Origin of the sequence: Kosakonia oryzendophytica, assembly GCF_900094925.1 — a bacterium.
Classification (GTDB): Bacteria; Pseudomonadota; Gammaproteobacteria; order Enterobacterales; family Enterobacteriaceae; genus Kosakonia; species Kosakonia oryzendophytica.
Genome location: NZ_FMAY01000003.1, coordinates 336,188 through 349,984, shown reverse-complemented (window position 1 = coordinate 349,984; position 13,797 = coordinate 336,188). Strand labels below are relative to the sequence as shown.

The window sequence follows — 13,797 nt, the reverse complement described above, 5'->3', positions numbered from 1 at the left end:
GATAGATACATGGAGGCTGCGCGCAATGTCACAGTCAAATCTCAGCGAAACCCTGTTCAAACCCCGTTTTAAGCATCCGGAAACGTCAACATTGGTGCGCCGTTTTAACCCGGGCACGCAGCCACAAATGCAATCCACGCTGGATGGCAAAAACGTGCCGCACTGGTACCGCATGCTAAACCGGCTGATGTGGATCTGGCGCGGTGTGGATGCGCGGGAGATCCTCGAAGTGCAGGCGCGTATCGTGATGTCTCAGGCCGAACGTACTGAGCCGGAGCTGTACGATACGGTGGTGGGCTATCGCAATGGTAACTGGATCTATGAATGGTCCGTGCAGGCGATGCTCTGGCAGCAAAAAGCGATGCAGGAAGAGCGTGTCGACGTGAGCGGCCGTCACTGGTTGCATGCCTGTAGTTTGTACAGCATTGCCGCTTACCCCCATATCAAAGGCGATATGCTTGCCGAACAGGCGCAGGCATTGGCCAATCGTGCCTATGAAGAAGCCGCGCAGCGTTTACCCGGTACCATTAAAGAGATGGAGTTTGCCATCCCTGGTGGTGCGCCGGTGACCGGCTTTTTGCATATGCCGCCCGGCGAAGGGCCTTTCCCGACGGTGTTGATGTGTGGCGGGCTGGACAGTCTGCAAAGCGATTATTACACCCTTTATGAGCGCTATTTCGCGCCGCAGGGCATGGCAATGCTGACGCTGGACATGCCGTCTGTCGGTTTCTCCTCCAAATGGAAATTGACCCAGGAGTCGAGCCTGCTGCATCAACATGTGTTGCAGGCCCTGCCGAATATTCCCTGGGTCGATCACACGCGTGTTGCGGCGTTTGGCTTCCGTTTTGGTGCTAACGTGGCAGTGCGCCTTGCGTATCTGGAAGCGCACCGTCTAAAAGCGGTGGCTTGTCTTGGCCCGGTGGTACACGCGCTGCTGAATGAGCCGTTACGGCAGGGGAAAGTCCCGGAGATGTACCTGGATGTGCTGGCCAGCCGGCTGGGTATGCATGATGCGTCTGACGAAGCGTTGCGCGTTGAACTGAACCGTTATTCGCTAAAAACCCAGGGCTTACTGGGCCGGCGCTGCCCAACGCCGATGCTTTCTGGCTTCTGGCAGAACGATCCGTTCAGCCCCGAAGAGGAGTCGCGGTTAATCACCTCGTCATCTTGTGACGGCAAACTGTTAGAGATCCCGTTTAACCCGGTGTATCGCAATTTTGATAAGGCGTTGCAGCAAATAACCGGATGGATCAACCACCATTTCCGTTAATAGATTGATAAATTCTATTGATTTGGTAAAACAGTTGCTTCACAAAAGGAGATCGCAATGACGTTACCGAGTGGACATCCGAAAAGCAGATTGATCAAAAAATTTACTGCGCTTGGGCCTTATATCCGCGAAGAGCAGTGCGAAGATAACCGCTTTTTCTTTGATTGCCTTGCCGTTTGCGTCAACGTAAAACCGGCACCGGAAAAGCGTGAATTCTGGGGTTGGTGGATGGAAATGGAAGCGCAGGAAGGCCGTTTTACCTACCGCTATCAGTTCGGTCTGTTTGACAAAGAAGGTCAGTGGAAACCCACCGCGATTAAGGATCAGGAAGTGCTCGATCGTCTGGAGCACACGCTGCGTGAATTCCACGAGCGCGCACGCGATATGCTGGCTTCACTTGAGCTGAAGCTCGAACCCGCCGAAAACTTCAAAGAAAGCCTGAAACTCCCCGCGTAACGCCCTCCATAAAAAAAGCCCGATCGCAGCATGCGTATCGGGCCGGGACTGGCACAGGCCAGTTTGTACCTAATCCGGTTAAACAAATGCCCTCTTGTGAGGGCATTTCATATAACGAGGGTGTAACGGGTACAACAACTTAGAACTGGTAAGTCACGCCAACAGCCACGATGTCGTCGTTCGCGAGACCCAGTTTGTTGTCGTCTTTGAGCTGGTTGATTTTGTAGTCAACCATCGCAGAGAAGTTTTTGTTGAAGTAGTAAGTCGCGCCAACGTCGATGTAGTTAACCAGATCTTCGTCGCCAATGCCGTTTTCCATGTCTTTGCCCTTGGTCAGGACGTAGCCCAGGGACGGACGCAGACCGAAGTCAAACTGGTACTGAACCACGGCTTCAAAGTTCTGCGCTTTGTTAGCAAAGCCGCGAGTAGAAGAGACCGGTGTCATGTTGTAAGACACGGCGTACATGGTGGCAAGGTACAGATTGTTTGCGTCGTATTTCACGCCGGTTGCCCAGGCTTCGGCTTTCTCGCCGCGACCCAGCGCCATGGTGTTCTGTGCGTTGGTACGGTCAGAGTTAGCATAAGCGCCGATAAGGGTAACCGGGCTACCGCCGAAGTCATAGGCCAGAGATGTACCCCAGCCGTCGCCGTTTTGTTTGATGACGCTGCTGCGGCCGTTTTCGTTTTTACCCTGGTATTGCAGGGTCATATCCAGACCATTAATGGCACCGAAAAAGTCGGTGTTGCGGTAAGTCGCAACGCCAGTGGTACGTTTGGTCATGAAGTTATCGGTACGGGCCAGGGAGTCGCCGCCGAATTCCGGGAACATATCGGTAACAGAGGCTACGTCGTACAGCACGCCCAAGTTACGACCGTAGTCGAGAGAACCAAAATCTTTGATTTTCAGACCAGCAAACGCCAGACGGGTTTTCTGACCTGACGTTGTTTCGTCGTTGTTGCCCGCAAATTCAGCTTCCCAGCGACCAAAACCGGTCAGCTGATCGTTAATCTGGGTTTCGCCTTTAAAGCCGAAACGCACGTAAGTTTTGTCACCGTCGTTGGTGGTATCATCGCTGAAGTAGTGCATGGCTTTGACTTTGCCGTACACGTCCAGTTTGTTGCCGTTTTTGTTATACACTTCTGCTGCGTGAACAGAAGCAGATGCGACAACGCTCATCACCATTAATGCCAGAGTGCTCTTCTTCATTTTAAATTCCTGATTTAACAAACGCGCTAATATTCGCTGGGTCTTTTGGCCCCGTGAAAAAACAGGAAGGGTTGTAACGCTGCGAAATTAAAGATTTATGACAAATTCAGAATATTTTTAAAAATGTATGTTTTTTTGTGTTTGCCATAAAAGTGTCAAATCCTGCCGTTAGGCTTGCTGATCCCGCGCAACAAACGCGAGGCTATTTACACTGGCAGTTGGCAAGCGCCTTGAGTCCTGTTACAACGTCTGATTACATTCAGTTATCGTATATTTTCCTTATAACGGCAGAGAATCATGAGTGACAGCCAGACGCTGGTGGTAAAACTCGGCACCAGTGTTTTAACAGGCGGTTCCCGTCGCCTGAACCGCGCCCATATTGTGGAGCTGGTGCGCCAGTGCGCGCAGCAGCATGCCGCCGGGCATCGTATTGTAATTGTGACGTCCGGCGCGATTGCCGCCGGGCGCGAGCACCTCGGTTACCCGGAGCTGCCTGCGACTATCGCTTCTAAACAGTTGCTGGCGGCGGTAGGGCAGAGCCGTTTGATTCAACTGTGGGAACAGATGTTTTCCATTTATGGCATCCACGTTGGTCAGATGCTGTTGACCCGCGCCGATATGGAAGACCGTGAACGTTTCCTCAACGCCCGCGACACCCTGCGCGCGCTGCTGGATAACAACATCGTGCCGGTGATCAACGAAAACGACGCCGTCGCTACCACTGAAATTAAAGTGGGCGATAACGATAATCTCTCTGCGCTGGCGGCCATCCTCGCCGGTGCGGATAAACTGCTGCTGCTGACCGATCAGCAGGGACTGTTTACCGCCGATCCGCGTAATAACCCCGATGCTGAGCTGATTCAGGATGTTTATGGCATTGATGATGCGCTGCGCGCCATTGCCGGCGACAGTGTTTCTGGCCTTGGCACGGGCGGTATGGGCACCAAACTGCAGGCTGCCGATGTGGCGTGTCGCGCGGGCATCGACACCATTATTGCCGCTGGCAGCAAACCGGGCGTGATTGGTGATGTGATGGAAGGCATCGCCGTGGGCACGCGCTTCCACGCTCAGGAGTCTCCCCTCGAAAGCCGTAAACGCTGGATTTTTGGTGCGCCGCCGGCGGGCGAGATCACCGTCGATGAAGGCGCTACCGCCGCCATTCTTGAGCGCGGCAGTTCGCTGCTGCCAAAAGGCATTAAAAGCGTGACAGGCAACTTCTCCCGTGGTGAAGTGATCCGTATTCGTAATCTTGAAGGCCGCGACATTGCCCACGGCGTTAGCCGTTACAACAGCGATGCGCTGCGCCGTATTGCGGGCCATCACTCGCAGCAGATTGACGCCATTCTGGGCTATGAGTATGGCCCCGTCGCTGTCCACCGCGACGATATGATCACCCGTTAAGGAGCAGAAGTATGCTGGAACAGATGGGCATCGCTGCGAAAGCAGCATCGTATAAGCTGGCATTGCTCTCCAGCCGCGAAAAAAACCGCGTGCTGGAAAAAATAGCCGATTACCTTGAAGCCCAGTCGGAAGCGATTTTACTGGCAAACGAGCAGGATTTGCTGGAAGCCCGTCGTAACGGGCTGAGCGATGCGATGCTCGATCGCCTGGCGCTGAACCCGGCGCGCTTAAGCAGCATTGCTAATGATGTGCGCCAGGTTTGTAAGCTTGCGGATCCGGTCGGCCAGGTGATCGATGGTGGTCTGCTGGACAGTGGCCTGCGCATTGAGCGTCGGCGCGTGCCGTTGGGCGTGATTGGCGTGATTTATGAGGCCCGTCCTAACGTGACCGTTGATGTGGCCTCGTTGTGCCTGAAAACCGGCAATGCGGCGATCCTGCGCGGTGGCAAAGAGACCTGGCGCACCAATGCGGCCACGGTGAAGGTTATCCAGCAAGCGCTGGAAGAGTGCGGTTTACCAGCGGGTGCTGTCCAGGCGATTGAAAGCCCGGATCGCGCGCTGGTCAATGAAATGCTGCGCATGGATAAGTACATCGACATGTTGATCCCGCGCGGCGGTGCAGGCCTGCACAAGCTGTGCCGCGAGCAGTCGACGATCCCGGTGATCACGGGCGGTATTGGCGTGTGCCATATTCTGGTGGATGATTCGGCGGAGATCGCGCCCGCGCTGAAGGTGATTGTTAACGCCAAAACTCAGCGTCCTAGCACCTGCAACACCGTCGAAACGCTGCTGGTGCATAAGGGCATTGCGCAAACTTTCCTGCCTGCATTGAGCAAGCAGATGGCGGAAAGCGGCGTGACGCTACATGCGGATGAACAGGCGCTGGCGCTGTTGCAAAACGGTCCGGCGAAAGTTGAGGCAGTGAAGGCGGAGCAGTACGACGATGAGTTTCTGTCGCTGGATCTGAACGTGAAAATCGTTGCCGATCTGGATGACGCCATCGCGCATATTCGCCAGCACGGCACCCAGCACTCTGATGCGATCCTGACCCGTACGCTGGGCAATGCGAATCGCTTTGTGAATGAAGTGGACTCCTCTGCCGTGTATGTGAATGCTTCCACGCGCTTCACCGATGGCGGGCAGTTTGGCCTGGGCGCGGAAGTGGCCGTGAGCACGCAGAAACTGCACGCACGCGGCCCAATGGGGCTGGAAGCGCTGACAACCTATAAGTGGGTGGGCTTCGGCGACGATACCATTCGTGCTTAATTGAAGAAGGGTGATGCAAAAGTAGCCGTTTGATTCTCAAGGGCATTGACGCATCACCCTCTTAGTTTTAACCTTCTACCCCGTGGTTCACGCTCGTGAACGCATCGCAGGGCCGATATAGCTCAGTTGGTAGAGCAGCGCATTCGTAATGCGAAGGTCGTAGGTTCGACTCCTATTATCGGCACCATTTCAAGCTCTTCCCAAGTCTCCAAATTACTCAACACATAACCCCTTTCGTCTCTTCGGGTATCAGCCTGGTGGTATGCATAGGGACAACGGCAATTTGATTTTGCATCAGCCTGGGTTTTATCTCTATCATGCCTGCCCGTGGTGTAGAGGGTCTGATGGCTTAGGGGCGTCTGGATGTTCGTGGTTTTCCTGAAGTTAGTCACAGGGGTGTGAGATGAAAATCATCCTGTTTATTGTCGTGTTGATTGCGGTGTTCTTTTTAATTCCTGATCGTTGGGTGGACGAAACGTTTATGCGTTATATCCCTATTGAAGGAGATGGTGAAGTCGCAATGGACGACTATGAGTCCAAACTACTGCTCATCGAGCTTGGTCTCTCTGCTGTGATTGCTGCGCTGGTGGTATGGGGCTGTCGCGTATTTAAACACTGATGCAATCCTCTCGGCCATCAGGCTGAGGGACATCGTTCTTTCTTTGATCAAATCAGTGGAGCGTGACGAGCTTACTGTTCGCTTTCGCGGAGCCTTTGCCGGGAAACTGTTCTATCCTCAATTTGACTGTTTTCCTTCCCGTGTTTCACTAAAAATTTCAGATAAAGAATAATTAAACGCTTTTTTGTGCGATTGTTAACAATAGCCATATCCACAAGAAATAAATTGGGGATAATTTTATCGGTTAGATAATCCAGTTTGATTTTATAGGACGTAATTTTGGAGAGCTTTAGGGAAATGTATGAGACTATTCTTTCTGACGCTTTTTTAACAAAAGTAGAAGAGATGGAGTTCAAGGATACTCCTGAACCAAATTTTTTCGATATAGGCGGTTCTGGCTATCTGGAGAATCCTACTTCAGATATCATGTCTGTATTTATGGGGTTAGATCCTAATATCCAACCCTGGTTATTAAAAGCTTTACTGCAATTGTTTGGGCAAGATGTTGATAATATAGATTTCTCATCGCTACGAGTACAACGAGAAGTTGCCTGCGAGAATGGCGAACGGCTTGATATTGTTATTATTCATGACGATTTTATCATTGGCATTGAAAATAAAGTTTACCATGAAGTAAAGAATCCATTTGAGGTTTATGAATCTTGTTTGGAAAATCTTACTGATAATGATCAGAATATCTATAAGTGTATTTTGAAACCGGCAACGAATAAGTACCCAGTATTGTGTGACTGGAAGGTGATAACTTACTCTGAGTTAGTTGATGTTGCATTATCCCGGATAGGTAAAGACATCGTATATGAATCAGTAGATAAATGGTTTTTCTTCTATAAAGAGTTTTTATCACATCTGTTAGCGTTGAGTGAAGATAAAGTGAGCAGCGTTATGAATAACGAACAATCTGATTTCATTACCCATAATTTCGAACGTCTTTTAAAAGCGAAAGAACTCCTTGCCTTCTTTGAGGACGCGGTGTACCAGGAGGGCAAAGATGTTGTCGCAAAAATCTTACCTGATAGCACTATTGTCAGAAGTGTTAATAATTGGGCTGGAGATTATAAAGCATTAAACTACAAACCTGCTGAGTGGGGAAATGGCAGTTCGTATATCACGTTAGTCTACCGTCCGGCCAAAGAAGATACTGGAATTGAGTTTTATGTGAATGGTGAAATAAGCATTAATGAATATCCTGATTTATCCTCACTTAAAAATGAAGTGGATTCGCTAATCGAAAAAGATGAATTCATTAAAACAGCCAGTGTTGAAGATTCTGGCGTTTCTTTTTCAAAGAATGAACGGCACCTCACATTGAGTTTTTGGGGGTTAACAAAAGATAAAGCAGGTGCAATGGCACTACTCCGTGATATGACTATATGGATGAAGGAGAAAATTTCTTTTGCTGCCAAAGTATCCGGTTCTGAAAAGTAATTAAACTGAAAGAATCTTTTAAGCCAGAGACGATGGTATTGTCTCTTTTATAGTAAAGATTAAAAACATCGTACTCTGGCGATACTACAAATTCCAGCCAATATAAGTTGGTCAGCGGTTTATTATTCCTGCGTGTCCTGAACCTTCGATAGCATAATAAACCGCGATATCATCCCCTCACATTTGGCATTGGCAGTGACGTAAAGTAAAACGGGGGATCAGAACGAAATCGCCGTTTCTTCTTGCGTAACAATGCCTTCGAATAGGGTGAGTTCCTCCAGTTTGCTGTGGATCCACTGCCGGGAAAATGCTTGCCCCAGGCTGTCGAGCAGATAGGGACATTCCTGAAAAACGGCGATTGCCTGGTGCTGAAATAGCGGTAAAGGTGGGGCTTCGCGCAGAATATCATCCACTGAATCACCATCGATATTCTCCAGACCATACAGTATGCCGGTCAGGATGGTGGCCATCACCAGATAAGGATTAGCATCAGCGCCAGCAAGTCGGTACTCGATGCGACGATTCTCTTCGCTGGAGCAGGGAATGCGTAATGCGGCGGAACGCGTGTTGTAACCCCATGAACTAAACAAGGGCTCGTCCAGGTTTCTGCGCAGGCGGCGAAAAGCGTTGACACCAGGAGCCATTATCGCCAGCGACGCAGGCATAAGATGAAGTAGTCCGGCAAGGCACAGGCGCGTCATCTCGTTCAACTCGTTGGCAGGAGAGGCAAAGAGGTTATTACCCTGTCTGTCATTCAGGCTGATATGAAAATGCAAGCCATTACCAGCAAGCAGGGAAAAAGGTTTCGCCATAAAATTGGCCTTGTAGCCAAATTCATTAGCGATCACGCTGGTTAATCTGCGTAGCGCGAGGACATTCTCGCAGACCTCAACAACCTGATGAGAGTGGCGCAGGTTAAGCTCGAATTGCGCAGGCTCTGCTTCGCTGACAATCCCCGTTAATGGCAGATTCTGCGCAGCCGCCATCTCCTCCAGGCGCTCGATGAAGGGGGCGTACGCAGAAGGGACGGCCATGTGGAAGCATCCCTGGCTGCGCATTGCCTGAGTCTGCTTGTCGATAAGGTAAAATTCAATCTCCGGTGCGATCACCGGATACAAACCATGGTGATGGAACCGGCGAACAACATTTTCCAGAATCACCCTCGGCTCAAGCGCATACGGTGCGCCGCTGGCATCCTGCATGGATAGCAAAAGCTGGGCGTTCTCCTGGGTATCGTAAGCGGAGGGGCGCAATGTCCCTTTTACCGGCAGGCAAACCCGGTCGGGCTCATCCAGAACCTGCTGATCAGCTGTAGAGCAGACCACCTTACCTTCCCGATCCATTGAGTAAACAGATTGCGGGAAATAACACCCTTTTGCCGCAGAAAAGAGATCCCCGACGGCAATTCGCTTTCCTCTGAATGTTCCGTTGATATCGTTCAGATAGATATCAACGTGTTTTGTTGCCGGATAGTGTAAAAGATAGGTTTGCACTTCTTGTTGAAATTCGCGCTGGAATTCATTCTCAGCATTTCCTTTTTCTTTAGACACAACGTCAGCAATCTGGGACGTTTGTGATAATGTCAAAAGCGTGCGGATGTTCTGTAAAAGTGGAAACTTCAGCATCGTGTTCATTGTTATCTTTCAGCTAAGCCTGGCGGCGACAGCAGGAGTATAAAAAACGGCAATGCACATTGATATAAAAAACACATAAAGAATAAAATGGGTGAAGTAAAAAAAGTATAAATTTAAATGGCTGTGAAACTGTGTCAGTTAACGATGTTTTTTGGGGGGTAAATTATATAACATCTTTAATGATGTGGTTTTATAACGGGTAAATTAGGCTGTTTTTTTAAAGGCTAATTTAACAATGAAAAGTATGTGGTTGGAAATGACGAATAGAACCCTGGCTGGAGTTTTGTTATATTAAGCCCGGTCAAATAATGACTATTGCCTTTCATAAAGGGATTTTTCGATGCGAACACGTAAGGCATCACGACTACTGATTATCAACCCGGCCAGTCAGGTACTCCTGTTCCGTTTCGTGCACACGGATGATGCTTTAGCCGGGAGTGCATACTGGGCGACGCCTGGCGGTGGGGTTGAACAGAATGAGTCTTTTGCTCATGCTGCGTTAAGAGAACTTCGCGAAGAAACCGGGATTATCCGGGACGTTATTGGGGAAAGCGTGGCGGAACGAACGTTTGAAATGTTACTACCCAGTGGAGAGAACGTTCTGGCCATAGAGCAATTTTATTGGGTAAAGGTTGATGGCAGTGATATAAGCCGTGAGGGCTGGAGTCGTCATGAAAAAGCGGTTATGCATCAACATCGCTGGTGGAATGTAAACGAGCTTAGTGAAACAACGGAAACGGTATACCCGACTGATATTGCTAAAATAATTGAGAATGTTATACAACGTTAATCACTCTTACCTCATGCCGCCAGACCGGAAGCCGGCATCTTTCCTGCCGGTTCTGCATCGTGTTAGTCTCAACATTCCCAAAGACTAAACGCTTTGCCTGATTATTTATTCTTTACTGAATTTATCCTCTGCATTTTAGCGCCTTATCAAAATAACGCTTTTATTTGTCATTTTTAAAGTCTCTATCCAAACCGCCGATAACACTAGCAAGTAGTGTTGATGTTGCATGATGTAGATGAAAAAGAACGGGCAAACGGATGATGATTTCGACTTTTCTGCCTGATGGAGTCATCAACATTCAGAAAGCGTGAAGCACGGGCAGAGGGCTGCCCGCAAGGTGTCAAAATTGATAAGAATTCTAAAAAAAAGAGTGTCTGTATCCATAATGACATTAGCGCTATCGTTGATCTTTTTTTATGGCATTGCGCAGATCATTTCCTATGCATACGTCCATGAAAAATTAGAAAAATATGCCGAATCGATACTTACACGAAGTAATAGTCTCATCTCGCAGGTGAAGGAAATTGATGCTCTGCGCAATGAATTCGCTGTCTACAGTCCGTGCAGCGATCAGTATTTGCATTCCCTCAGAAAACGCTTATGGCCATACCCGCTGATCAAAGATATCTCATACATCAAAGACGACAGGGTGATCTGCTCAGCGCTGTGGGGCAAGTTTACTGTTCCTCTTTCGCTGAACGTGTTCAGAAATAAAGTTGACCGGGCGGGTTATACTTGGATTTTTGATGCCATGATAGAGGAGGGCATTACTGCCGATATCCTTTATACCGATAATTTTGCCATTACCGTATCGCCTTTTGCTTTTCAGCGCTTCTGGGAAGATGCGGATAAGATGAATTTTAATGCTATTGTCGGCGATAATAATCATGAGTCTCATTTTTTCAGGATAGGAAAAGATATTAACAAGCTTGAAGCCATAGAACATGGAAGAGAACAAGCGTTATCTTTTATTTTGATAAGAGCCTGTAATTCAGTAAATGACATTTGTGTTATCGCTGGAACGCAACTTCCTTTCTTTTTTTACGGTAATGTTTATGCACTGGTTTTCTTGTTAAGTATTTCACTGGTGATTGGCCTGCTTGTCAGTGCGCTTATTATTAATAACCTTGAGAAAAACCAGTCGTTGCTTTCCCGGCTGGAATATGCAATAGACCACAGAAAATTGCATTTTGTTTATCAACCTATTTATCGGGTGAAAAATAACAGCCTCATTGGCATTGAAGCGCTGATCCGTTGGAATGATGATAAAGTGGGGAATATCGGCCCTGATATCTTCATTCCTCTCGCAGAGCAAAATGGCTTAATAAATAAAATTGGGTTGTATGTTGTTGAGAATTCAATAAAAGAGTGTGCGTCGATTTTACAGGAACATGCTATAACGCTCAGCATTAACGTCAGTTGCTCTGATATTTGCTCTGAATTGTTTCGTCAAACGCTGGTCAACACCATGCAGAAAGAGGGGATTTCCGGTGGTTCTCTCATGTTGGAAATCACCGAGAGACAAAGTGCGAGTATCGAAGAGATCAAGCAGTCTGTTGAATTTTATCAATCGCAGGGCATTCTCTTTGCCCTTGATGACTTCGGGACCGGCTATTCGAATCTGAGCTGGTTATCCTTACTTGATGTCGATGAAATAAAGATTGATAAATCGTTAACCGATTCTATCGGCACCGAATCAATCAATAAGCATATCCTTCCCGGCTTGATTGGTATGTTCAGGAATATGCCGCGAATAGTGGTGTTCGAAGGGGTTGAAAATGAACTGCAATACCAGTTCCTTAAAGAAAATTTGCCGGAGTGCTGTGCTCAGGGGTGGTACTTTTCCCGTGCGGTAGAGCTTACCGGGATAGAGGCAATACTGCGTGATGACAAGGCATGATGCGTAATTATCCTTTCATGCATGCGATCCCTCCTGTTCCCAACACGGGTGTCGCTCGCCAGTTTAAATCTGAGGTTGAATAAAGTGGAAAAACCTTCCGCACGATAGCTGGTTTCGTAGGGAAGGCTTATTTCTGAACGCTACTCTGGTTGCCCGAGCCGGTTACCGGTTATTCGCTGCATAGTGAAAGTAGTCAAAATCTGCATAGCGATGTTCGCCGGTAAAATCCTGACAGCACATTCCTACAAACGCGCCAGTGAAACGCTCGATGCCTCTTTCTTTGAAATATTCATCGGAGAGTTTACTGTATTCCACATAGTCCCCTACCGGGATCCATGTCTCTTCATCCAGAGAATAGTAATAATTAGCCCGGTCGTCTTGTACGTTAACCCGAAGATAAACATAGCCTTCGCGTGCTATTTTTATGCCTTCACCGGTTAGCATCGAGAATCTGTTGAGGTCATTGACCATCAAATTCACGGTTCGCTCTCCGCTCTCATCGCAGGAGAGATACAAATAAATGTAATTTGTGGTGTCGTAAAAACAGACTAAGCCGGCCATCTGTTGGAAAGAACGTGGGTTGAAATCAACACAGGTCTGCGCGGTGAACGCAAAATCCGTCTGTCTTCTGGCTACCAGACTTTGATAATGGTGTGAACTCAACGATTCATGGCCCCGTAAACGCAACCATCCTTTTCTCTCATCGAGCGTGCACATATCCTCGCTTAATGGGATGCGTAATGACTGATAGTGCAGCGGGAGCGTTGGTGAATCAAACTCATCCCGTACGGGGGGGGCAGGCCATGCACGCTCTTCCAGTTGTGTGTGCACCGTCATTTCTGGCGTTGTTTTACCATTCACCAACCGTAGCCAGCCGTCATCACTCCAGTAAACCTGTTGAATAGCCGTTTCACGACCCATTGGGCTGCGTCCTTTTGATGGCAGCGGTCGGCCGCACAGATGCACGATAAACCATTCCCCAATGCTGTTTTCAAACAAATCCGCATGCCCGACTCTCTGCAATGGCAAACGACAGTCATAACGTGACGTCATCATCTGGCCGACAGGATCGGTTTCATAGGGCCCAAACAGATGACGTGAACGCGCTATCGTGACGCCATGATTGTAAAACGTCCCGCCTTCGGCGGTTAACAGATAAAACCAACCGTTGATTTCATAAATATGCGGGCCTTCAGTGATGCCCAACGTGCTACCCGCATAAATTTTGCGGCATTCGCCCACTAATTTTTTCGTCTGCTCGTCATATTGCTGAATAATTATACCGTTCCATTTCGGGAAGCCGGGTTCGCCGCCATCCATATGGCTCATCTCCATACTCACCAGCCATTTGGTGCCATCGCTATGATGAAACAGAGACGGGTCAATTCCGCGGCTGTGAAGATAAACAGGCTCAGACCATTCGCCTTCGATATCATCCGTGGTCACCATATAGTTATTGGTGTCCCAGAAACGCCCCGCGACATTTTTCACATCCGTAAAAATGAGATAAAAACGTCCACCATCATGACTCAGACAGGGCGCATATATGCCGCCAGAATCGGGATTGCCGATCATATTCAACTGACTTTTCCGATTAAGCGGATAGGCGATCCGTTGCCAGTTTTTTAAATCGTAGGATTTATAGAGACAGATACCGGGAAACCATTCAAATGTCGACGTGGCAATATAGTACGCGTCTCCGACTCTGATAATGGATGGGTCAGGATTAAAGCCAGGAATTACCGGGTTAGTAATTGTTGTCATAAATGACTCCCTACAAGGTAAATATGATTAAATTAGCGACTGTAT

At 48.5% G+C, this 13,797-nt stretch carries 11 protein-coding genes and 1 tRNA gene; 9 read left to right on the top strand and 3 right to left on the bottom strand.

The genetic code is table 11. The features are described 5' to 3' along the window. The first annotated feature begins 25 nt into the window (after nt 1-25). Together frsA and crl are read left to right on the top strand one after the other, a co-directional pair. A complete protein-coding gene (gene frsA, locus GA0061071_RS07750; RefSeq protein WP_088236803.1) occupies nt 26-1,270 on the top strand; it encodes an esterase FrsA in 1,245 nt (414 codons plus the stop codon). A 57-nt stretch (nt 1,271-1,327) separates the two neighbouring features. Next, nucleotides 1,328-1,726 (top strand): sigma factor-binding protein Crl, encoded by a 399-nt coding sequence (gene crl / locus GA0061071_RS07745; protein ID WP_088236802.1) that lies wholly within the window; start codon nt 1,328-1,330, stop codon nt 1,724-1,726. A gap of 139 nt (nt 1,727-1,865) precedes the next feature. Here the strand turns inward: crl and phoE are convergent, their stop codons facing one another. Continuing rightward, a complete protein-coding gene (phoE, locus tag GA0061071_RS07740) occupies nt 1,866-2,933 on the bottom strand; it encodes a phosphoporin PhoE (RefSeq protein WP_061497379.1) in 1,068 nt (355 codons plus the stop codon). Between the two features lie 297 nt (nt 2,934-3,230). Between phoE and proB the strand changes: the two genes are divergently transcribed. The 5 genes from proB to GA0061071_RS07715 all read left to right on the top strand — a co-directional run bounded on the left by proB (nt 3,231) and on the right by GA0061071_RS07715 (nt 7,664). Beyond that, nucleotides 3,231-4,334 carry a glutamate 5-kinase gene (proB, locus tag GA0061071_RS07735; RefSeq protein WP_061497377.1) on the top strand — a complete coding sequence of 368 codons (1,104 nt, stop codon included), beginning with the start codon at nt 3,231-3,233 and terminating at the stop codon, nt 4,332-4,334. 11 nt (nt 4,335-4,345) lie between these two features. Next, nucleotides 4,346-5,599: a glutamate-5-semialdehyde dehydrogenase gene (gene proA, locus GA0061071_RS07730; protein ID WP_088236801.1), complete on the top strand. Its 1,254-nt coding sequence runs from the start codon at nt 4,346-4,348 to the stop codon at nt 5,597-5,599. Nucleotides 5,600-5,710: 111 nt separating this feature from the next. Continuing rightward, nucleotides 5,711-5,786, top strand: a tRNA-Thr gene (locus tag GA0061071_RS07725). A 216-nt stretch (nt 5,787-6,002) separates the two neighbouring features. Further along, entirely contained in the window at nt 6,003-6,218 is a 216-nt protein-coding gene (locus GA0061071_RS07720) for a hypothetical protein (protein ID WP_088236800.1), read from the top strand. A gap of 297 nt (nt 6,219-6,515) precedes the next feature. Continuing rightward, nucleotides 6,516-7,664: a PD-(D/E)XK nuclease family protein gene (locus GA0061071_RS07715; protein WP_088236799.1), complete on the top strand. Its 1,149-nt coding sequence runs from the start codon at nt 6,516-6,518 to the stop codon at nt 7,662-7,664. 218 nt (nt 7,665-7,882) lie between these two features. Here the strand turns inward: GA0061071_RS07715 and GA0061071_RS07710 are convergent, their stop codons facing one another. Next, the gene (locus tag GA0061071_RS07710) at nt 7,883-9,298 is read right to left on the bottom strand and encodes a glutamine synthetase family protein (RefSeq protein ID WP_061497369.1); all 1,416 of its coding nucleotides are present in this window, start codon (nt 9,296-9,298) and stop codon (nt 7,883-7,885) included. Nucleotides 9,299-9,638: 340 nt separating this feature from the next. On the opposite strand from GA0061071_RS07710, the gene GA0061071_RS07705 reads away from it, so the two are divergent. Both GA0061071_RS07705 and GA0061071_RS07700 read left to right on the top strand, forming a co-directional pair. Further along, the gene (locus tag GA0061071_RS07705; RefSeq protein WP_061497367.1) at nt 9,639-10,088 is read left to right on the top strand and encodes an NUDIX hydrolase; all 450 of its coding nucleotides are present in this window, start codon (nt 9,639-9,641) and stop codon (nt 10,086-10,088) included. A 385-nt stretch (nt 10,089-10,473) separates the two neighbouring features. Continuing rightward, nucleotides 10,474-11,988: an EAL domain-containing protein gene (locus GA0061071_RS07700; protein WP_061500147.1), complete on the top strand. Its 1,515-nt coding sequence runs from the start codon at nt 10,474-10,476 to the stop codon at nt 11,986-11,988. A 162-nt stretch (nt 11,989-12,150) separates the two neighbouring features. Here GA0061071_RS07700 and GA0061071_RS07695 read toward each other — a convergent pair whose 3' ends face one another. After that, on the bottom strand, nt 12,151-13,752 hold the full coding sequence (locus GA0061071_RS07695) for a glycoside hydrolase family 43 protein (protein WP_088236798.1): 1,602 nt from the start codon (nt 13,750-13,752) through the stop codon (nt 12,151-12,153). Nucleotides 13,753-13,797: the final 45 nt, after the last annotated feature.